Annotated in this window: 17 protein-coding genes; 3 read left to right on the plus strand and 14 right to left on the minus strand. The window is 38.8% G+C overall.

The features are described from left to right. Window positions 1-69: 69 nt before the first annotated feature. From ACJ2A9_RS17735 to ACJ2A9_RS17760, 6 genes are all read right to left on the minus strand, one after another. On the minus strand, window positions 70-1,113 hold the full coding sequence (locus tag ACJ2A9_RS17735; protein WP_441423018.1) for a TRAP transporter substrate-binding protein: 1,044 nt from the start codon (window positions 1,111-1,113) through the stop codon (window positions 70-72). Window positions 1,114-1,332: 219 nt separating this feature from the next. Beyond that, complete coding sequence (locus tag ACJ2A9_RS17740; protein WP_441423019.1) at window positions 1,333-2,343, minus strand: LacI family DNA-binding transcriptional regulator; 1,011 nt, start codon at window positions 2,341-2,343, stop codon at window positions 1,333-1,335. Window positions 2,344-2,602: 259 nt separating this feature from the next. Further along, window positions 2,603-3,880, minus strand: a complete 1,278-nt coding sequence (gene hisD / locus ACJ2A9_RS17745) for a histidinol dehydrogenase (protein ID WP_441423020.1) — start codon at window positions 3,878-3,880, stop codon at window positions 2,603-2,605. A 682-nt stretch (window positions 3,881-4,562) separates the two neighbouring features. Beyond that, window positions 4,563-5,978, minus strand: a complete 1,416-nt coding sequence (locus ACJ2A9_RS17750) for an amidase (RefSeq protein WP_441423021.1) — start codon at window positions 5,976-5,978, stop codon at window positions 4,563-4,565. A gap of 21 nt (window positions 5,979-5,999) precedes the next feature. After that, window positions 6,000-7,331, minus strand: coding sequence for a short-chain fatty acid transporter (locus ACJ2A9_RS17755; RefSeq protein ID WP_441423022.1), 1,332 nt, complete (start codon window positions 7,329-7,331; stop codon window positions 6,000-6,002). Window positions 7,332-7,466: 135 nt separating this feature from the next. Continuing rightward, window positions 7,467-8,183 carry a sulfite exporter TauE/SafE family protein gene (locus ACJ2A9_RS17760; RefSeq protein WP_441423023.1) on the minus strand — a complete coding sequence of 239 codons (717 nt, stop codon included), beginning with the start codon at window positions 8,181-8,183 and terminating at the stop codon, window positions 7,467-7,469. Window positions 8,184-8,426: 243 nt separating this feature from the next. Here ACJ2A9_RS17760 and ACJ2A9_RS17765 point away from each other — a divergent pair, with 243 nt between their 5' ends. Further along, window positions 8,427-9,764 (plus strand): transcriptional regulator, encoded by a 1,338-nt coding sequence (locus ACJ2A9_RS17765; protein WP_441423024.1) that lies wholly within the window; start codon window positions 8,427-8,429, stop codon window positions 9,762-9,764. A 417-nt stretch (window positions 9,765-10,181) separates the two neighbouring features. Here ACJ2A9_RS17765 and ACJ2A9_RS17770 read toward each other — a convergent pair whose 3' ends face one another. The 6 genes from ACJ2A9_RS17770 to ACJ2A9_RS17795 all read right to left on the minus strand — a co-directional run bounded on the left by ACJ2A9_RS17770 (window position 10,182) and on the right by ACJ2A9_RS17795 (window position 17,230). Beyond that, window positions 10,182-10,502 (minus strand): type II toxin-antitoxin system RelE/ParE family toxin, encoded by a 321-nt coding sequence (locus tag ACJ2A9_RS17770; protein ID WP_441423025.1) that lies wholly within the window; start codon window positions 10,500-10,502, stop codon window positions 10,182-10,184. 11 nt (window positions 10,503-10,513) lie between these two features. Beyond that, window positions 10,514-10,756 carry a type II toxin-antitoxin system prevent-host-death family antitoxin gene (locus ACJ2A9_RS17775; protein WP_441423026.1) on the minus strand — a complete coding sequence of 81 codons (243 nt, stop codon included), beginning with the start codon at window positions 10,754-10,756 and terminating at the stop codon, window positions 10,514-10,516. A 265-nt stretch (window positions 10,757-11,021) separates the two neighbouring features. Next, entirely contained in the window at window positions 11,022-13,550 is a 2,529-nt protein-coding gene (locus ACJ2A9_RS17780) for a putative bifunctional diguanylate cyclase/phosphodiesterase (protein ID WP_441423027.1), read from the minus strand. Window positions 13,551-13,705: 155 nt separating this feature from the next. After that, window positions 13,706-14,482 (minus strand): alpha/beta fold hydrolase, encoded by a 777-nt coding sequence (locus ACJ2A9_RS17785; protein ID WP_441423028.1) that lies wholly within the window; start codon window positions 14,480-14,482, stop codon window positions 13,706-13,708. Between the two features lie 267 nt (window positions 14,483-14,749). Further along, window positions 14,750-14,914, minus strand: coding sequence for a hypothetical protein (locus ACJ2A9_RS17790; RefSeq protein ID WP_441423029.1), 165 nt, complete (start codon window positions 14,912-14,914; stop codon window positions 14,750-14,752). 810 nt (window positions 14,915-15,724) lie between these two features. Next, complete coding sequence (locus tag ACJ2A9_RS17795; protein ID WP_441423030.1) at window positions 15,725-17,230, minus strand: NADP-dependent isocitrate dehydrogenase; 1,506 nt, start codon at window positions 17,228-17,230, stop codon at window positions 15,725-15,727. A gap of 443 nt (window positions 17,231-17,673) precedes the next feature. On the opposite strand from ACJ2A9_RS17795, the gene ACJ2A9_RS17800 reads away from it, so the two are divergent. Together ACJ2A9_RS17800 and ACJ2A9_RS17805 are read left to right on the plus strand one after the other, a co-directional pair. Then, the gene (locus tag ACJ2A9_RS17800) at window positions 17,674-18,033 is read left to right on the plus strand and encodes a DUF2512 family protein (protein WP_441423031.1); all 360 of its coding nucleotides are present in this window, start codon (window positions 17,674-17,676) and stop codon (window positions 18,031-18,033) included. A 184-nt stretch (window positions 18,034-18,217) separates the two neighbouring features. Further along, window positions 18,218-19,207 (plus strand): sodium-dependent bicarbonate transport family permease, encoded by a 990-nt coding sequence (locus ACJ2A9_RS17805; protein WP_441423032.1) that lies wholly within the window; start codon window positions 18,218-18,220, stop codon window positions 19,205-19,207. Window positions 19,208-19,456: 249 nt separating this feature from the next. Here ACJ2A9_RS17805 and ACJ2A9_RS17810 read toward each other — a convergent pair whose 3' ends face one another. After that, window positions 19,457-19,564, minus strand: a complete 108-nt coding sequence (locus tag ACJ2A9_RS17810; protein ID WP_441423033.1) for a putative holin-like toxin — start codon at window positions 19,562-19,564, stop codon at window positions 19,457-19,459. A 612-nt stretch (window positions 19,565-20,176) separates the two neighbouring features. After that, a complete protein-coding gene (locus tag ACJ2A9_RS17815; RefSeq protein WP_441423034.1) occupies window positions 20,177-20,926 on the minus strand; it encodes an amino acid ABC transporter ATP-binding protein in 750 nt (249 codons plus the stop codon). Between the last annotated feature and the right edge of the window lie 12 nt (window positions 20,927-20,938).

A 20,938-nucleotide genomic window follows, 5' to 3' on the forward strand; every position in this document is an offset into this window, starting at 1 on the left:
AGAAGAGGGTTCTTCGTTCATCTCATGAATGATTGAACCCTCTTATCTTACATACAAACTCGCTTGAAATTACTCTTGAGCTGCCTGGATACGATCAATTAATCCCTCAGGGAAGTTACCTTCAAATTGCGGCCAAATTGAACGACCAGCTTCTACCCAAAGTTCCATTTCCTCAGGTGTTGGTGTGTAGAATTCTACTCCCTCTTCAGCCATCTTTTCTTTCATTTTTTCAACTTGTAATGGAGCATTTTCAAAGTTGAACGCTTGTGCTTTTTGTGCTGCTTCTAAAACCATGTTTTGTTGTTCCTCAGATAAGCTATCAAATGATTTTTTACTCATGAATGCGATGTGCATTGCATGGATTCCACCAGTTTCCGTTACATATTTCGTTACTTCATGTAAGTTCGCTGTTACTGCCCAGTGATGTTGTTGTAACAATCCATCTACTACACCTTGCTCAAGTGCTGAGTATACTTCAACCCATGTAATTGGTGTTGGTGTTACGCCTAGTGCCTCGTTTGCCGCTAATTCGATTGGGCTTTCTGCTGCTCTGAATTTCATTCCTTTAAGGTCAGCAGGTACTTTTGCGAGAACTTTAGAGTTCATTACATCACGCTGTGAACCTGGATCTAAATAAAATAGTAGTTCAAGATCAACATCTTCTTTCATCATCGCTTCAAATTCACTGGCAAGCTCTTCGTTTTCTAACACTTTATGTGTCGCATCTACATCTTTAAACATGTAAGGAAGATCAAACGCTTGGAACGCATCTGTAAATGGTGACATATTATTTGTAGCTGCTGTTGCAATATCTAATGTTCCATTAAGTAACATTTCAACCCCTTGTGTATCTCCAGCTAGTGTTCCACTATGGTGAATTTTTACTGTGATCTCACCTTCTGAAATGGCCTCTAATTCTTCTTTAAACTTTTCATACGTATCATATACTGGTGTATCAGGAGCCCCTGTATGAGAAAGAACTAAGTTTACCGGCTCTCCCCCACCATCAGTTGTTCCACCTGTATTTTCTTGTGTCGCAGAACCACCGCAACCTACAAGTAAGGATAAACCTAGAATTGAAGTCATAATTGATAACCCTAAACGTTTTTTCATTTTTATACCCCCATCTTGATTTTTTACTTTATTTTATAAAGGATAACCTTTAATAAAAGTGTTTTTTATGAAAATTGAATACGCATACATATTTTTGGAAAAAATATATTTCCTTTTTGTATACGTATTCAATTTTCATTAAAAATGAACGACTGAGTTTGGCAGAGTACACTTGTTAACTACAGTCATAATGTTTGATTCTTGTATTATTCTTTGGTCTTATGAGTTACGTCTATCTTTAACGGAGTTCCTTACAATAAGTTCTCCTTGTATCGACTTCACTGATTTAATTTCATTGTCACCGTCGATTTCATTAAGGAGTATACTAATTGTATTTTGCACCATTTCCTCAACAGGTTGCTTCCACGTCGTAAGAGAATAGTTTGTCCAGCTTGACATGGTAATATCATCAAAACCCACAATTGAAATATCGTCAGGGACTTTATATCCTAAGAAACGAACGGCATCCATGACTCCTAAAGCAGATATATCATTCCCGCAAAAAATACCCTCAACATTCTTATGATTGTTTAATAACCGTATTGCAGCATCATAACCACCTTTGTACGTGTAATGCCCATTTTCGATATACAAACGAACATTCTCTTCATGTAAGACGGCTTCTTCAAATCCCTTTTTACGTTCATACGAGGTTGACGTATTAGCCGGACCTGAAATAAACGCTAGTTCCCGATGTCCCAATTCAATTAGATATTGACCAATTTCATAACCAGCTGAATAGTTATCACAATACACGGCACTGTAATAATTATCCTGAATATACCGGTTAAATAACACAACGACAATGTCATTTCGAATGAATCTAGCAGCAGCAGATGAAGAAAGCAGGGCGTCTGTAATGATCACACCTTCAACATTATATTCTATCAACTTACTAATTTCATTTTCTTCTACTTGATCATTATCAGAATTAATAAAGAGTAAATGATAGCCTCTCTTAGCTAATTCTTTATAAAATCGTTCAAGAACTTCTGGATAGAATGGATTTTGAATGTCCTTCATGACGATACCGACCATTTGCGTCTTATTCGTCGTTAAACCTCTAGCAATTGCATTTGGTTGATAGCCTAACTTTTCAGCTGCTTCTAAAATTCGTTGCCTTTTACCTTCAGATACATTCGCACCCGACCCAAAGACTCTTGATACTGTCGGCTGTGATACTCCCGCCAGTTTTGCTACATCCATTGCAGTAACCTTTTTTTTGACCACGATACACTCCTCCTGCCCTACTTAGCAGAGAAATTATATCATATAATTTCAAATCGCCATAATTACTAAATAAGTTGAATATTTTTGAATGCGTATTCAAGGGTATTATACCAACTCATTTTTATTTTGTAAACGCAAAAGATTTACAAAAGTCTAATAATTATTTCGAAACTAAGAAAAAAATTATTCTGTAATAGTAACAGTAGCCAAGACCCAATCACAAGTACTTGGCTACTTTTACTGTTATTTTTAAATACTATTATTTCTTTCCATAACGGCGAACACGCAGTAACGCTTGCTCAGCATGGCCGGCAAAGTTCTCAAGCTGACAAAGTCTTGCAGCATATTCACCAACATATGCACTCGCTTCTGGAGTAACCTTTTGGTATGTGCAAGTTTTCAAGAACTTACCAACCCAAAGTCCGCCCGTGTAACGTGCTGCACCTTTTGTAGGAAGTGTATGGTTTGTACCGATTACTTTATCACCATACGCTACATTTGTTTCTGGCCCTAAGAACAAGCAACCATAATTTGCCATGTTATTTAAGAAATAATCAGGGTCTTCTGTTAAAATTTCCACGTGCTCATAAGCTAATTTATCCGCTTCAACTAACGCTTCTTCAATCGAATCAACTAGAATAATCTGGCCGTAATCTTCCCAAGATACACGAGCAATATCAGCTGTTGGAAGAATTTGAAGTTGACGCTCAATCTCTTCCACTGTTTCGTTAGCTAGCTTCTCAGATGTTGTAATTAAAGCTCCTGGTGATGTTGGACCATGCTCTCCTTGACCTAATAAGTCAGTCGCGATCATTTCAGCATCTGCTGTTTCATCAGCAACAACTAATGTTTCAGTTGGACCCGCAAATAAATCGATCCCTACACGTCCAAATAATTGACGCTTCGCTTCAGCAACAAAAGCATTACCCGGTCCTACCAGCATATCTACAGGCGCGATCGTTTCCGTACCGACTGCCATTCCAACCATTGCCTGAACTCCACCAAGAATATAAATTTCATCCGCTCCTGCTAAGTGCATTGCCGCAACAGTTGCTGCTGGAATTTCACCTTGAATTGGAGGAGTGCAAGCGATTACACGTTTTACACCAGCTACTTTCGCTGTAAGTACACTCATATGTGCAGAAGCGACCATTGGATAACGTCCGCCTGGAATATAACAACCAACACTGCTCACTGGAATATTTTTATGTCCAAGAATAACTCCCGGTAGAGTTTCAACTTCAACATCTTTCATTGATTCTCTTTGAGCTTGTGCAAATGTACGCACTTGTGTTTGCGCAAATTTAATATCCTCAATAGTTTGCTCGTCAATTCCGCTCATAATTTCTTCAATTTGTTCATTTGTTAAACGAAAACTTTCAGGAGACCATTTATCGAACTTCTCAGATAGTTCTCTTACTGCAGCATCCCCTTCGTTTTCAATACGCTTTATAATTCCACTTACTACCTCAGATACTTGTGCATCATTTTGAGCAATCTCTTCTTGACTCTTCCCTACTTTCAAAAACTTTGCCATCCAAACTCTCTCCCTTCAAAGTTTGAATACGTATTCAAATTCATTCAAAAAAAATTTATCACTGTTTCTGAATACGTATTCAAAAACGAATATTAAGTATTTTATGTATATTAGAATAACTGATGTTCACCTCGTTGTCAAACAACTTTAAAAAAAAATGATATTGCACGAGATAGTGAAGCTGATTCTGATTCCTATTTCTCTACCATCCTTCTATTGCAGAGAATAGTAGAATCCAAAAACAATATGATTTGTTTCTCTTCAAATCCCTACTGGCTATTTACTCTATGTCTAACCATTAAAGAAACATGGCTATTATACTGATCATGCATCATAATCCAAAGCAATTTCCGAAACTACTGCTTGTATTGGATTATTAATGAACACGAGCACCTATCCCACCCCCCGCACAATTCAGCGGACATATAGTACCTTATTTTTAAAAAAACCCCCTATATTATGCTGTTCGCGGACATATAGTACCCTATTTACTCAATTTTCCGCAAACAATCAATCTATTATACAAAATAACGTATCATATGTCCGCCAAACCTCTCAAAACAGCATTTTTGTCACAAATAACGTACTATATGTCCAGCAAAACACCACCGCCGCAGAAACTCACAAATAAAGAAGAGCAGCCCATCCCTGACTACTCTCCTACCAAACGATAACACCCTCCTTAAACATGCACTTCCCCTACTCTTGTCTTTTCAAAATACCTGGTACTTTGCTCAAAACTCCGTGATGCACGCAGCACTACCTCATCAGCTAAATGTCTTCCAATAATTTGTAACCCTATCGGCAGCCCATCACCTGAAAATCCACATGGCACAGATGACACCGGATTCCCAGTCAGATTAAACGGATAAGTCAAAAACCAGCCAATTAAAGGGTTAATGCTTCTCCCGTTAATAACAGATGGAGCCCCATGTTCAACAGGAAAAGCAGTGACAGCGGTTGTTGGACAGAGCAGTAAATCATACTTATTATGAATTTCCAATAACTTACCCCAAACCTTCTCCCGGGCAAGGTTCGCCCGTACATATTCAACCGCACTCATTTTTTTCCCTTCATGGATTAATTCCTGAACTTTCGGCTCAAGCAGCGCAAACTCCTCATCAGAAAGATCGCCATACATACTTGCCAGCTTCCCGTACCACAATATCATAAAGTCCCTCTCAAGCTCTTCATCAAAACCGGGATCGACTTCCTCAACAACACAATCCAAACTCGCAAATGTTTCAGCAGCTTTTTGACACGCTTTCTCTACCTCAGGATCGACCTGAAAATAACCTAGATTTGAACTGTAGGCGACTTTCAACCCGCGAATTCCGCCATCAATGCTATTGAGAACATCGTCGCTGCTTGGAATTGAAAATGGATCAGAATAGTGCGAACCGGCCATGACATCATACAGTAACGCCGCATCAGTCACATTTCTAGCAATCGGTCCATTATGGAAAAATGGGGAATGACTGGAGAACGCCCCTTGGACATCAGGAACCCGGCCATAGGTTGGCTTAAACCCGAATACACCACACATACTGGCTGGAATCCGAATTGATCCTGCACCATCACTCCCTTCAGCAATGGGCACTAATCCTGCTGCAACAGCAGCACTCGACCCGCCGCTGGAACCACCTGCAACCCGGTCCAAATTCCATGGATTACGTGTCGGACCAAAGAGAAGATTATCTGTCACTCCTTTATGGCCAAACTCCGGGGTGTTTGTTTTTCCGATAATAATTCCACCGGCACGTTTGATCCGCTGAACAATAAGTGCGTCTTCACTCGGGATATTGTTTGTAAAAAGCTTTGATCCGCGAGTCGTGCGAACTCCTTCAGTAGGTGTTAAATCTTTTAACGCAACAGGTATGCCATGAAGAGGTCCTAACTCCTCATTATTCCTAACCGCAGCATCTGCTTCTCTTGCTGCCAGCAGTGCCTGATCATGTAAAACTGTACATAGCGCATTAATCTTTGGATTCACCTCTTCAATTCGTGTGAGATGAACCTCGACAACTTCAACAGCTGAAACCTTTTTTGTCTTTATTAACTTCGAAAGTTCGACTGCTGATAAACCAGTTAATGCCATATTGATTCCTCCCCACTCTCTTTATAAAAGTAATAACCCTAAACTGAGTACCACACCACTGACAAGTAAAATCACAGCAGTATAACCCATAATATGTCGAATACCAAGACCTGCAATCGCTAATAACGGCAATGTCCAGAACGGCTGAATCATATTTGTCCACGCATCTCCCCATGACACGGCAATCGCCACTTTCGCCATATCTGCTCCTAATTGGTTGGCCGCTTCGACCATGATTGGTCCTTGAACCGCCCATTGTCCGCCGCCGGAAGGAACAAACATATTCACAATCCCTGCACTAATAAAGCCGAAGAACGGTAATGTTTTTTCAGTCGCAATCGACACAAAGGCATTGGCGATATCGGCAGCCATTCCCGTTTGAACCATCATTGCCATAATCGCCGCATAAAATGGGAACTGCATAATAATCCCATAAGAAGATTTCGCTCCACCTGTAAACGATTTAATGTAACTTCTTACATTCGGAGTCAGAAGTAAACCTGCAGCAAAGAAACTTAGAATAACGATATTAATCGTAATCGCTCCACCGCCAGCAAAATGACTAAGTAAGTACAGAATCCCCATCGCTCCCAGAATAAGAGGGACAAAACGGCTTTCCTCTAATTTTGTTGCTGGTGTCATCATTTCCTTCGATACATCAGGTTCAATCGCACTCGCTGTTTCTTCCTTTATAAGCTCTGACTCTGGAAGGCTTGTCCGTATTTCATGTTGTTTCGGTCTCATGAATACAAGACTAAGTGGAATGACCACCGCTAACACACCTACCATAATTAATGTTGATGGTGCAAAAATCGTTTCCGATACAGAAATGACACCCATTTGTTCTTCAAGGAAATGACCAGGGGTCGCGATTAACGTCGGTATCGCTCCTCCATAGCCGGCATGCCAGACAATAAAGCCTGCATAAGACGAAGCGACAACTAACGGATAATGAATTTTACCGTGGTGGACAATCCCCATTTCGCGTGCAACAATCGCACCGGCAATTAATCCAAATCCCCATGAAAACCAACTGCATGCCATCATCACTAATGTTGTTGCAATAATGACTTGTACTTCGTTTTTCGGAATTCGAGCAAATGCTTTTAGCCCTTTATTAATGATTGGTGTATGTGCTAATGCAAAACCAGTCACTAGAATTAAAGTCGCTTGGGCAGTAAACTCAAAAATATTAAAAAACCCGCTTCCCCAGAAATCCAGCACCTCTTTCGGACTGAATCCTTTAAACACCCCTAAGATAAAAACAAATAATGTCAGTGCAAAAACGAAAATGAATGCATCTGGTAAATACCTCTCTGCGATACGTGAAAACACATTCGAAATATACCTCATACCCGCTTCCTCCTTATCTCTACAAATATTTTAACTATTTTAAATATTCAGTAATTTTAATCGAAAAAAAAGACCACTTTTCAATTTTTACTATACGCACTATCGATAAAAAGGAATGGCTACTTATTATTTCTGCTAAATTGAACTTACGAGTAAATGGACACCTGTTACAGCAAGGATAACGTACGTAATAATTTGGAACACCCTTTGATTAATGTAACGAAACAGCCGCTGACCGAGAAACATGCCCAAAACCGTCACAGGCAGTAAGATCAGTGATGTGATCCAAATATCGATATTTGTTGATCCAAACGTAATTTGCATCACAAGAGCAACAACATAGATAAACAGGTAAAACGTTAGCGTTGTACTTCTCAAAACTGACTTTTCGATTCTAGCCCCTGAAAAGTAGAGTAATAATGGAGGTCCTGGCATTCCAATACTTGTTGTTAATAAACCGGACAAACCACCTGAAGTAAGATCCTTACCTGTTGTTTGTTTCACCGTAAATTTTAAAATTAATAATAGCGTTAAAGCGAGAATAAGTAGACTGATAATAATTTTTAACACTTGAACATCTAAAAATAAATAGATCCCAATTCCAATCGGTGCACCAATAATACTTCCCTTTACGAGTAAAAGCAGAAGCCTGCGATCAACCTCTTTATAGATTTTCGGTACAATGAAAATGGAAATCAAAATAGACAAAATAATATTAATTTGAATCGCAACCTGCGGGGCATAGATGAACAATAAAAATGGTGTCGCCATAATTGAAAATCCAAATCCTGTACATGCTTGGAGCATTGAAGCGAATAAAACAATCATTGATGCAATCAATATACTCTCCATTCATATCACTACCTCTTATTATGATTTACCTCTAGATATAGAACTACTCTTACAATGACACACCTCCCTCTCTAGTTCAAATTGTTACAATTTTTCGAACTTTATTTTTGATATCTTTTATACTAAGTGAAAAATGAATTAGTTACCATGTCCGTAAATAGACCTTTTTATTTTGAAAATTCAGAATATGCAAGTATAATAAAATCAATCATTCACTCGTTCAGTTATTAGGGGGGGGATCTTGTGAAAAAAATAAACGTTGCGGCGATTGTTACACCAGATATGATAGAGACGACACGGGAGATTGCTGCGACCATTGAAGACCTTTGTTTAACTATCGATGTCTTTTGTGACCCGAAAGAAGCAAAAGATCTAGCCATGAAGCACCTTGAGGAAAATGATATTTTACTATTCGGGGGACCCATTCCGTATCTCGTTGCTCATGATTTTTTTAAGCGAAATGAAATCAGCATGAACAAACCGATGATCTATGTCCCATATAATGAAATCTCCATCTATCGCGGACTTTTCAAGATGTTAAAAACAGCAGAAACAAACCATGATCAGCCTTTCCAATTCAGTATCGATTATCCCGCGGAATCAGAGATTCGAGAATGTCTAGAAGAATTAGAAATTAGTATCGAACAAACATTTACGAAGGAATGCGGTTTTAATGAAGATTTGGATGACCTGGCCCAGTTTCATTATCGCCTATGGGAGAAAAAACAAGTACAAGCAGTCATTACGAGTGTATATTCTGTGTATCATCAATTAAAAGGCTTAGGGCTGCCAACTTACCGGATTTCCCCTGCTAAATCATCGATCCGCAACACGATCAAACAAGCACTATTGGAGGGAAAAAATTTACACCAGGTGGAAAGTCAAATTGCCATTGGTCTCATCGGCATCCATGAAAGTCATTCGGGCAAGAGATGGGGCGATTCCGACTACAAAATCAAACGAAAAAAACTAGAGCTGCAACAATTGCTTATCGATTTTGGCGAGGACATTCAAGCGATTATTGATTGGTCAGATCACGGTGAAATTCGTTTTATTACAACACGCGGGCAAATTGAAAGCATCACCAATCACTTTCAATCGATTGATATTTTACAACGGATAGAGGAGGAATTACATCTTACTGCGTTCATCGGAATCGGCTTTGGAAGTACCGCACATGAGGCGGAGTTTAAAGCTTATGAAGGCTTTTCAAAAGCCAAGTCTCATGACAACAGCAGCTGCTTCATTGTTGAATTAGATGGTCATGTTCATGGACCGATTGGCGAAAGTGCCCAGCTGACTTACTCTGTTCGAAGCAATCATCCAGAACTCCTCACCATTGCCAAGACCGCCGGCTTAAGTATCGGAACCATTAATAAATTACTGGCATTTAACGAAAACCTTTCAACAAAAACGTTCACTGCCCATGATTTAGCGAATGGTTTCGGGATTACCATCCGAAGTGCCAGAAGAATTTTGAGTAAGCTGGAAGAACATCACTATGTCAACATCATTGGCGAAGAGCAACCAATCAGCAGAGGCAGACCACGACAAATCTACAAGCTGGCTTTTATCGTGTAAGCAGGCGGCGGACATCACGCACCGAGGGACTAGGCACTCAAAACATTACGCTCATCTCTTATCTCTGTTTTTCACGGACACCAGGTACCTTATTCCCTCTTTTTTCCCTAGTTTTTCGATCTCTGCGGACACCACAGTCCTTATTTGTCTATTTTGTCTCTAAAACTCTCTCAAAATCACTTAATAAGTGCTGTGGTGTCCGCCAAGCCTCTCAATCTATCCTTTTTTATGAAAATAAGGTATCTGACGGCCGCGAAACCCCTTCCCTCTTGTCTATAAAGTGACAGCCCCATTTCCAAGTAAAAAAATAAGCCCTCCACCAAGTAAGGTGATGAGCGCACGTGAGGTACCACCTGGTACCAAGATTGAGTGTCATTTCAACTATATATATTTCAAAAGGTATCACTGTTCCTTATTTTACTTCAGATCTTCACTAAATAATAACTTTACATAATCTCTTCTTGAATACAAAATTCTATAAATTGATACATAAACATCGTCAACTTTGTAAAGAACAATGTAGTTTCCACTGACTAAAAATCTATAATCTGTTTCAATATCAATCTTTGATGATAACTCTAGACCTAACATCGGAAATTCTTTTAGCTTTTTGTAACTTTCAATAATATTTGAAACTACATTTACAGCAGCAGTTGGATTATCGAGCTCTTTAGTAATATACTCTTTAATTTCAATCAGGTCTTGTCTCGCAACAGGGTTAATTCTCAATTTATGCATAAAATTTAAACTCACAGGTCATCATCAACCTGTTCTTCGGTTAGCCACTCATCTCCTGTTTTTACTGCCTTTTCCGCTTCCATAAGTTTTGAGAGGAGTTTAATGGTAGCTTGATTTTTTTCATATTCTTCAATATCAACAATTGCATACCTACCTCGACCATTTTTTGTTAAAAAAACTGGATCACCAACAGAAATATCTTTTAAAACTTCATTGTAATTTCTTAAATCTGAAACAGGTTTAATATTTGGCATAATACCAACTCCTTTTGCTGTTACTATTATACCATTATTTAACTTAAAATAATACGTCACTTTTTACAGCAAAAAAAGAGAATGAACTTTTCAACCACTTTAGCCCGAAGGCAATGCGGTGCTTCAATGGATCGAATTACAGGACATGTTCACCCTCTGACGGCCGCGAAACCCCTTCCCTCTTGTCCATAAAGTGACAGCCACCATTTCCAAGTAAAAAAATAAGCCCACCACCTAGTAAGGTGATGAGCGCAAGTGTGATACTTTACCTGCCAATAAGGAATTGCTCAAGGTCGCTTCCGCACAGCGGTTTACTAAACAAATACCCTTGCATGTGGCAGCAATCATTTTTTAATAAAAATTCTTTTTGATACTCTTCCTCTACCCCTTCAGCGATGACCTGTAATCTAAGGCCCCGTGCAAGATTAATGATCGTTTCTGGAATTTCGGATTGACTCTCATCTTCACGAATATCTTGGATAAATGAACGATCGATCTTCAGGCAATTAATCGGTAATTTCTTCAAGTAACTTAACGAAGAATAGCCCGTTCCAAAATCATCAATGGAAATCGAAATTCCGTACTCTTGTAAATCTTTTAACGCTCTGATCGTTTCTTTCGAATTGAATAGTAGCGTACTCTCAGTAATTTCAACTTCAAAATACGCCGGAGCTAAGCTAAAGTCAGAAAGGATCTCTTTCACACGGTTCACTAAGGAACACGGGTCTTGAAATTGCTTCGCTGAAAAATTAACAGCCAGGCTTAACGGTTCATCTCTATTTTCATTCCATTTCGTAACCTGAGTGCAGGCTTGTTTCATAGCCGTCTCCCATAAAGGATGGATAAGGCCGGTTTCCTCTGCAACAGAAATAAACTTCTCTGGTGATACAAAACCAAGTTCCTCATCTGTCCATCTCAGCAACGCTTCGACTCCCATTACTTTATCAGCACGTGCATCGATTTTAGGCTGATAATAGACTTCAATTTTTTTATTTTTAATCGCTTTTCGTAAACGTGCTTCGATACGAAGTCTCTCATTCTTTTCTTTGTTAATTTCTTCATTATAAAGAACTACTTTATTGCCTTCTTGTCTCTTCGCAGCATACATCGCCCCATCAGCATAAACCATTAAACTATCTGTATCTTCAGCATGTTCCGGATACAAGCTTATCCCGCAACTAGCACTGATATATACTTCATTTCCGTCGAGTAAAAAAGGTTGATTAATGGCTGTTACAATTTTTTCAGCCATTGCCATAATCTCTTCTTTCTCAAGTTCGCTGCATAATAGAACGAATTCGTCCCCGCCCTGTCGAGTAAAAACACAATTTCCTTTCGTCAGACCGCCCTCGATCCGCTCAGAAATCAGCTTTAATAACTGATCCCCTTTTGCATGTCCCAACGTATCATTAATATCTTTAAATCGGTCGATATCAATAAATAAAACAGCAAAAATCGCTCCTGTTTCTTTCGCCCTTTCGATTCTCCGATTTAACTCTTCTTGAAAATATCGTCTATTCCATACACCTGTAAGCGGATCATGATAAGCTTGATACTGAATAACTTCCTTGCTCTTTTTTAAATCAGTAACATAGCACTGCAGGGAGTCTGATAGTGCATTTACATTTTGCGCAAGGTGCCCGAGTTCATCTTTTCGATTTAAAATAAGATTTTCACTAAATTTTCCTTGAGCAATTTCGTTGACCTTTTCTACAATAGTTCCAATTGGCCTTGTAATTGAACGTGAGAAAACAAGACTTGTCAGAAAAACAACCAATATGAACGGAATTGAAAAAAGAACGTGCTGCAGCAGTTCTGCTTTAAGCTCTTTTTGAATTAAACTATAATCATAGGCTAAACCAATTACATAGGGATCATCCGTATCGGCATCTATTGGAACGAATGTTTTTTTCACCATTGTCCCATTGATTTCTTCCATATAGTACTCTGACTCACCTGTTTTTAAAACATTTTGTACAAGTTCGGCATCTACTGGTTGGTTTCCATATTCATAGGTTCCATACCAAATCGGCTGATCAGCAATCCGGACAAAACTATTTCCGTTTTTATGAACGATTTCCGTCTCTTGACCAAAGTTTTTCGGATTGAACACTGTCAGCTCAAGGACACCTTCAAGCTTTTTTTTGAATCGATCCATCACAATTGCCGGCCCAAAACGCTTCTCATAATCAAGTACCTGATTATCACGCAAATAGGGATTGATAATATAATTCGTCGATCCATCATGATAATAACCCCATTTGTCCGTATGGTCAGGATTACTCGCGGCAACCTCAATTGGACCAGTCCAATAGTTTGGCAGTGCTTGTCCTTCATCAACATCCACCGGTGTTAGAGCGAAAAGCTGTTGAAATGCGTGATACCAAAATTCCCATTCTTTCGTTGACATATCAATCTCATGAGGATCAGAGGATTTCACCCCGATGATATCATCATCTGTTTCGGCCAATAATGTAATATGTGATATCATCAGTTCTTCAGCCAGCTGAACTAATTGTTCATTTGTCACATCTTCATGATTTGCAGGCAAGGAGTTTTGGATCGCAATTGCAGCCGTTCTTAACTCTCTCCCCAAAATATTTTCTACGTATTGTGCACCATTTTTCGAATTTTCTACTTGGTATGATACTTCCTGGATAATCAATTCTATTTCTTTTTCACTAAAATTTATCAGTTGCTCCTTAGATCGTACATAGTGCAAAGTACTATAAGCGATCAAAATACATAGTACTAGCGAAGTAAAAATTAAAGACAGTTTCTTTTTTATCGACAAAGGTGATACCTCCTACTACTTAAAAACTATTCTAAAAAAATTATAGCATAACAGACATAATATTTAGCTAGAATACTAAGAGTATATTAGCTGTAAAAAAATCCTCTACTATGGACACGACTCCAACGCAAAGGATTGACTTTTCAAATAAAACCTTAAACATAGGTTACTCTTTTCACTATTAACAGTCTTCTTGATGCTGTAGTTCTAAGAAAAGATCGAAACATCGACATAAACTGTTGATGCTTGTGAATATGTGCTACATGACCAGCATTTTTGATCTCTTTATAGACTACATGCGGAATGCAGTCCTTCAAATTGACAAGAGTGCCTTTATACAAATGATCCTCTTTCCCCATTACCCATAAAATAGGGATGTTGATTCCCGCTAACACGGCTTTTGAATCGTAGCCAAGATGTAATCGAAGAGCTTGAACAAATAAATCAGGGTCCATTTGCAGAGAATAATTTAGAAAAATTGCTTCAGAGTCCTCAGTGACACAGGCGATATTTGGGTTTAGCAATCTCGCACATTGTCTTAACCACGTTGGATGATCAAATTTGTGTTTCTCTTCCAGCAACTTAGTCACAGTGTCAATAAATTTCGATGGCCCATTACAAAGGTATCCCCCGACAAACGTCAAACTCGTTACCTTCTCAGGAAACTTTCTCGCAAAAGCAGCAGCAATGATACACCCGAAACTTAAAGCACATAAATGGGCCTTTTTTATTCCCGCTTTACGATATTTCGAATCCAGCTGCTTCAGGAATAACTCTATAGACAGTGGATCGCTGCCACCTGATGACACTTCAGAATCATAAAAGTCGTAGGATATACAATGATAGTGAGTTTCTAACTTCTCTATTTCCTTTTTAAATGCGTTCTTATTTCCTACCATTCCATGCAAAAAAATGATCGTTTCTTTTTCCATCATGATACCTCTTCTTCGTTTTTACTTTAATCAAAGCAAAAGCATCTAAGGTGTACACTCTAGTAAGTAGTACTCAATATTATCGTAAGGAAACAGATAGTAAACACTGCCATTTGACAGACTATAATATATTAACCTAATTATAATACCTTTCGACTATAAAATGATAGATTACTTTTCATGGAACTTTTCCCATCTGGATTTTGCCAACAAAAATGGGCGCTTTCTCTAGTATGAAGTTCAATGTTAACTGCACCGTGCAGCGTGCTAAACGAGAGGTAATGCTATAGTTCTTTTCCTGCAATTGGTAAATGGCTGATAAACAGCTGAAATTGGCTGATAAATAGGTAAATTTCGCTGATAAGCAGTAAAAATCGGCTGATAAATGACTAAACACAGAATTAACCAATATATTTTAATGAGCTTTGGCACCTAATCTCACTCCCCCGCACAATTAAGCGGACATCAGATCCCTTATTTTAAAAAAACTCCCCTTTATTATGTTGTTCGCGGACATATGGTACCTTATTTGTTGAATTCTCCGCAAACAATCAGTCTATTAAGCAAAATAACGTACCATATGTCCGCCAAACCTCTCAAAACAGCATTTTTGTCACAAATAACGTACCATATGTCCTTAAAAATACCCGTACCACAAAAACAGTCCGCCCATTATTGTTTACAAAATAAAGAAGAAGCCGTTATCCCAGACCACTTTTCTAACAAACTATATCGGAACCATTAATAAATTACTGGCTTTTATCATGTAAGCAACGTCCACCTTACCACATTACCCCATCGAGGAACAGGTACCCGTAACAAGACACTGTATATTGTTTGCAATCTGAAAATCCTGTATAATATACATATAATCAACGTATAATAAAAAAAGACTGAGCACCACAAATGCTCAGTCGATGCAACTACATGCCGCATGAAGAGCGGCTGACCTATAATTAAGTAGATTTCATAGAGAAAAGTAACCTATCCTAACTTTTGGCCAAGCGTGGAACGGTTACTTTTTTCTTGTTTCTTTGACGATTATCAAGATGTAATAGGCAATTTAAACACCGTTTTTCCAGTCATGATAGATCGTTTTTGCAAAAAGCACGTGAGGATACTGTACATAGAATTAACCAATATATTTTAATGAACAACTGGCACCCGATTAAGGAACCCTTATTCAATTTAGAAAGTGGATATTTTTTATAGGACAAGGGACCTCTCCCCTTGTCCCTTTATTTATTGACCTTGACCTAGAGAGTACCCTAGTACACCATTAAATGTATATAAATGTTCCGTTTTAATAAAATCTAAGCCTGCTTGTTGAATTTGGTCAAGCAGCTGAATGATATCTTCGTTTGTTATATTGTCCTGTGATTCATTGATCTGGAAGCGGCAGCGCCAGTGATCAGTAGTAAACGTCTCTGGAAATCCATGTGGATACACTTTTACCCCTCGGTTTGTAATCACAGCCAATGAAAATTTTGGTCCGGCAAGTGTTTCCAGCTTTTTCCCCAATTCATCAGGACTAAGCTCAGTATTATATAAAAACACATCGACCCCATCAAGTTTTCGAACGACATCTGCTTTTGGGCGTTCATTTGCTTTTAAAGGAAGTGTGATGTCATTCGTCTCTGCCTGTTCCTCATTTTTGTATTCTACAGGTTCATATACGGTTGGCTTTTGACCAAGTCTTGCAATGACAGCCTCAGCAAATTCCATTGTCCCGACTGAAGCTCCACCTTTTGCAATATCACCTGTATAAATACCATCTTCTAATGTTTTTAACCAAGCATTGTGAATGCGTGACGCAATTTCAACTTGGCCCAAATGAACTAACATCATAATGGCACCGTGAATTAGGCCTGAAGGATTTGCAATTCCTTTTCCGGCAATATCTGGAGCACTTCCGTGTATCGCTTCAAACATCGCTACATGATCGCCAATGTTCGCTGAGCCGGCAAGTCCAACACTTCCGGTAATTTGAGCGGCAACGTCAGAGGCAATATCCCCATAAAGATTTGGCATGACGATGACATCAAAATCCTGAGGTGAATCGGCTATTTTCGCCATCCCGATGTCAATAATCCAATGTTCCGTTTCAATCTCTGGATATTCCTCGGCAATTTCATTAAAAACTTTATGGAACATACCATCGGTTAATTTCATGATATTATCTTTTGTGAAACAGGTAATTTTTTTCCGGTTATTTTGTCTCGCATATTTAAAGGCATACCGGATAATTTTTTCACAACCCGGACGTGTAATTAATTTTAAACATTGAACCACTTCAGGCGTTTGCTGATGTTCGATGCCTGCATATAAGTCTTCTTCATTTTCACGAATAATCACAAGATCCATGTTTGGGTGCTTCGTTTTAATGAATGGGGCATACGATATGTTTGGTCTTACGTTCGCATAGAGACCTAACGTTTTACGAATCGTCACATTTAAACTTTTATATCCTCCCCCTTGAGGTGTAGTAATTGGCCCTTTAAAAAAGACTTTGTTACGTCTTAGTGAGTCCCAGGCTTCATCAGGAATTCCAGATGTGTTTCCTGCTAAATACACCTTTTCACCTATGTCGATAAATTCAGGCTTAATGTTTGCCCCGGCGTGTTCCAAAACCTTGAGGGTTGCATCCATAATTTCCGGACCGATCCCATCGCCTCTGGCAACTGTAATGGTTTGTGTTTTTGTCGTAACATCTTCTCTGGACAAAGTCATTGTTTGTGTTTGTGTCATAAACAATCTTCCTTTCCAATTTAATGAATAAGGATTTAAAAATAATATGGTAAAAACAACATTTTGTCGGACATTTACTCTGTTTCTTAATTCATTTACTTGCTTTTAAAAACAATGCTGGTGTATTCACAGCTATTGCTGAAGTAACCTTCAATTTAGTATTCGCCTTATTCAGCCGCTGATTCGTGACTAGATCAAATACCAATTTTTAAAAAAGAGACAAGGGGGACTATGAGGCACCCATAAAAAGATAACTGTATATAGCTACCTTACTTTCCCAGGGCAAGGCGGCTATTTTTTTTTGTATTAAACAAGTGACGATTAGGGACTCAATAGCGGCTAATTTTTATTAATACGGAGCATAATAAAACAAACCCACCAACCTTCAAATAAGCCATGATTTAACGGGCAAAATAAACTGTAAAATCTGGAGGTTTTCTTGAATGCTCGGTTTGATTGTAAAGATTTTCGTTTGTCCAATAACCGTAATGATAGCTTGGCTAATATTTCCGAATGTTGAATATTCCGCGTTATATCAACCAATTATTGTAGGTCTAATTTTAGCAATCGCTGCTCATATGATGGAAGTTGTCATTCTTAGAAAAGGTACTTTTTGGATTAGTACAATTGTCGACTTTATAGCAGCAACACTCATTGTTTACTTCGTTTCTTTATTTCAAGTTGCACAAGTTACATTTTTCGGTGCAATATTAGCCGCAGTTTTGCTTTCTGTGACTGAACTTGCTCAACACAATTGGTTAATTAAATCTGTAAGGACACAAAAGGATCCAAACCCTGCATAATGAAAACTGTCCGCTTAGGGCGGTTTTTCTTTGTTTTATCTTGGATATCTCCTTACATGCTCATCCCTTTTGGGAAAGGGACCTGTATTTCCTGCGTTTCCCTCCCATAATTAATGGGAACGCTAATAACTGCTGCAAAGATTGCTTGGATTATGGTTTCTTATCAAAGTAAGAGGTGCTAATTATGGAACAAATCATTGAGATTGCCTATGTAAACTTACTATCGCCCGTTATTTTATTTTTCCTTATTGGTATTGTTGCTGTACTTGTTAACTCTGACCTGGAAGTTCCGCCAGCGTTTTATACGGGCTATACGATGATTATTTTATTTACGATCGGGATAAAAGGTGGAATTGAGCTGCGTGATGTCGCTTTTTTAGAAATGCTTCCAACAATTCTTGCCGCCATTTTTTTAAGCTTTTTGATGCTTTTTATTGCATACATCGTTATTAACAAGCTCTTTAACTATTCGGTCGTTGATTCAATTGCAATATCTGCTCATTACGGTTCGGTAAGCGCCGTAACATTTATAGCTGGGTTAGCTTTTTTGGACAAAATCGGTGTAACCTATGAAGCCTATATGTCAGCCATCCTCGTTATTATGGAAGGACCTGCAATCATACTCGCCATAATTCTCTACAACATGTATACACAAAAACAAGGAGAAGTCACCGACGATGCAAAATCCGGCTTAAAGACAGTCGTCAAGGAAGCTTTTTTTGGCAAGAGTATCTTTCTGTTATTAGGTGGAATTTTCATTGGACTTGTCGCCCATATGGATGGCCTTCTTAAAATTCAGCCTTTATTCGGTGATTTATTTTATGGATTATTATGTATTTTCTTATTGCATATGGGGATGGTCGCTACACAGAGCTTATTAAAAATCGATCACTTTAATCCGCTCTCATTTCTGTTTGCCTTTCTATTGCCGGTGATTGGAGGGACAATTGGAGTACTCGTCGGACACTTTATCGGATTATCACTAGGCGGAGCGGTGATCCTTGCTGTCTTAACTGGAAGTGCTTCATACATTGCTGCGCCTGCAGCGATTGCCCACGCAATCCCGAAAGCGAACTCCGGACTTTATTTAGGCTCAGCACTTGGGTTAACACTCCCATTTAATTTAGTTGTCGGTATTCCTTATTTCTATTGGCTGGCTACTTTTCTTCACTAATATGATGATGATACCATATAAGACTCGTTTGACTGGTTCGAATACGATTTCTAATACCTGTTTGCTTGTTGATGTCCAGATTGCCTTTTTGCTCGAAAAAGATGTATAATAAAATTATAAACAACGTAGAATTAAAAAAGACTGAGCAGTGCGAATGCCCAGTCAATGCAACTACATGCCGCATGAAAGCGGCTAACCAATTTAGGTATTTCTAAGAGAAATAGCTCACCTTACTTGGCGGCAGGGTGGCTATTTCTTTTTGTTTAGATTGACGACAATAGTAACAAGAAGTGTAAGTATCGCTATTAGTACTAAACTAAATTGTGCGATCAAACTAAATGCTTGATATGCCGTCATAAGCTTCACCCCCTTTCTAAAGGGAGTTCAGCCGCCACCTTGCTTTATGTAGTTGCACTTTTATTCTGGCACATATGTTCGTATCCTTCTATAGAAATCATTTAATAGAATATACAATTTACACATCTATTTCAGCATTACTACACGTTTAAATCAGGTACCGCTATCAGTTATTTTTTTACTCGTGAAAACTTCCTGTAAAACAAGATTTTTCAGGTAATGACAGGTACATATGTTCCGGACCATATGTTCAGTACCAGGTACCGCAAAAAGACAAACCACAGTAAAGTGTCCACGTACGGTACCAGTATTGGAAAAAATCGTTAGAGATAGTGGGCTCATCGTTGTCGACATTGGGGATGCTACAGTTGCATTCACCAAAAAAAAGAAGTAACCGCCTCCCGCTTTGGATCAGTAGATAAGGCAATTACTTCTCTTCAGGTAAAAAAACATACATTCCATTTGGCTAGCCTGCCAACTACTTACGTTGCGTCTTTGCAGGCATGCGACAAGTAACCGCAGAAGCAGTTTTCTCTTAATTCGGAATGTAGTTGCATCGACCAAGTGTTAGCAGCACTTGGTCTTTTTTCATTTGCGTTGGTTATCACTAAATCATGCCGGATTTAAGATTCTCTGCAAAAATTGCTTCGTCCGTTCTTGTTTTGGCGCTTTCAACACGTCTTGAGGATGACCTTGTTCAACGATATAGCCGCCATCCATGAACAGAATTTTGTCAGAGATTTCCCCTGCAAACTGGATTTCATGGGTCACCATGATCATTGTCCAGTTCTCTCTCGCCAAGTCTTTCATCACCGTCAACACTTCGCCAATCAATTCAGGGTCAAGCGCGGATGTTGGTTCATCAAACAGCATTAACTCCGGTTTCAAGGCCAGAGCTCGGGCGATTCCAACTCGTTGCTGCTGCCCACCTGACAACTGATGCGGATAAAAATCCATCTTCTCTTTTAAACCTACTTTTGAAAGCAGGATCTCGGCACGTTCAATCGCGCTTGCTTTCTTTTCTCTTTGAACAATTATCGGTCCTTCGATAACATTTTCCAGCACCGTTTTATGCGGAAACAGATTATAGGATTGAAACACCATTCCAGACTTTTTTCTTAAACGGTCGACAGCTTGCTTTTTGATTTTTTCTTCATAATTTAGCTCCAAGCCATCCTCGAATCTAATGATGCCTTTATCTGGCGTTTCGAGTCCGTTAAAACAGCGCAGCAACGTCGTTTTCCCAGATCCGGAAGGGCCAATGATCGATAACACTTCGCCTTTATCGAGTTCAACATTGATATCTTTTAACACTTCATTCTCTCCAAACGACTTTGCCAAGCCACTGATGGTTAAAAACACAAATTCTCCCCC

The organism is Anaerobacillus sp. MEB173, assembly GCF_052119505.1.
GTDB lineage: Bacteria > Bacillota > Bacilli > Bacillales > JBJMAU01 > JBJMAU01.

Coding starts and splice junctions, on each gene's coding strand:
- ACJ2A9_RS17735 (WP_441423018.1), bottom strand. CDS start 1,113: ATGAAAAAACGTTTAGGGTTATCAATTATGACTTCAATTCTAGGTTTA.
- hisD (WP_441423020.1), bottom strand. CDS start 3,880: ATGGCAAAGTTTTTGAAAGTAGGGAAGAGTCAAGAAGAGATTGCTCAA.
- ACJ2A9_RS17750 (WP_441423021.1), bottom strand. CDS start 5,978: ATGGCATTAACTGGTTTATCAGCAGTCGAACTTTCGAAGTTAATAAAG.
- ACJ2A9_RS17755 (WP_441423022.1), bottom strand. CDS start 7,331: ATGAGGTATATTTCGAATGTGTTTTCACGTATCGCAGAGAGGTATTTA.
- ACJ2A9_RS17760 (WP_441423023.1), bottom strand. CDS start 8,183: ATGGAGAGTATATTGATTGCATCAATGATTGTTTTATTCGCTTCAATG.
- ACJ2A9_RS17770 (WP_441423025.1), bottom strand. CDS start 10,502: ATGCATAAATTGAGAATTAACCCTGTTGCGAGACAAGACCTGATTGAA.
- ACJ2A9_RS17775 (WP_441423026.1), bottom strand. CDS start 10,756: ATGCCAAATATTAAACCTGTTTCAGATTTAAGAAATTACAATGAAGTT.
- ACJ2A9_RS17785 (WP_441423028.1), bottom strand. CDS start 14,482: ATGGAAAAAGAAACGATCATTTTTTTGCATGGAATGGTAGGAAATAAG.
- ACJ2A9_RS17795 (WP_441423030.1), bottom strand. CDS start 17,230: ATGACACAAACACAAACAATGACTTTGTCCAGAGAAGATGTTACGACA.
- ACJ2A9_RS17800 (WP_441423031.1), top strand. CDS start 17,674: ATGCTCGGTTTGATTGTAAAGATTTTCGTTTGTCCAATAACCGTAATG.
- ACJ2A9_RS17805 (WP_441423032.1), top strand. CDS start 18,218: ATGGAACAAATCATTGAGATTGCCTATGTAAACTTACTATCGCCCGTT.
- ACJ2A9_RS17810 (WP_441423033.1), bottom strand. CDS start 19,564: ATGACGGCATATCAAGCATTTAGTTTGATCGCACAATTTAGTTTAGTA.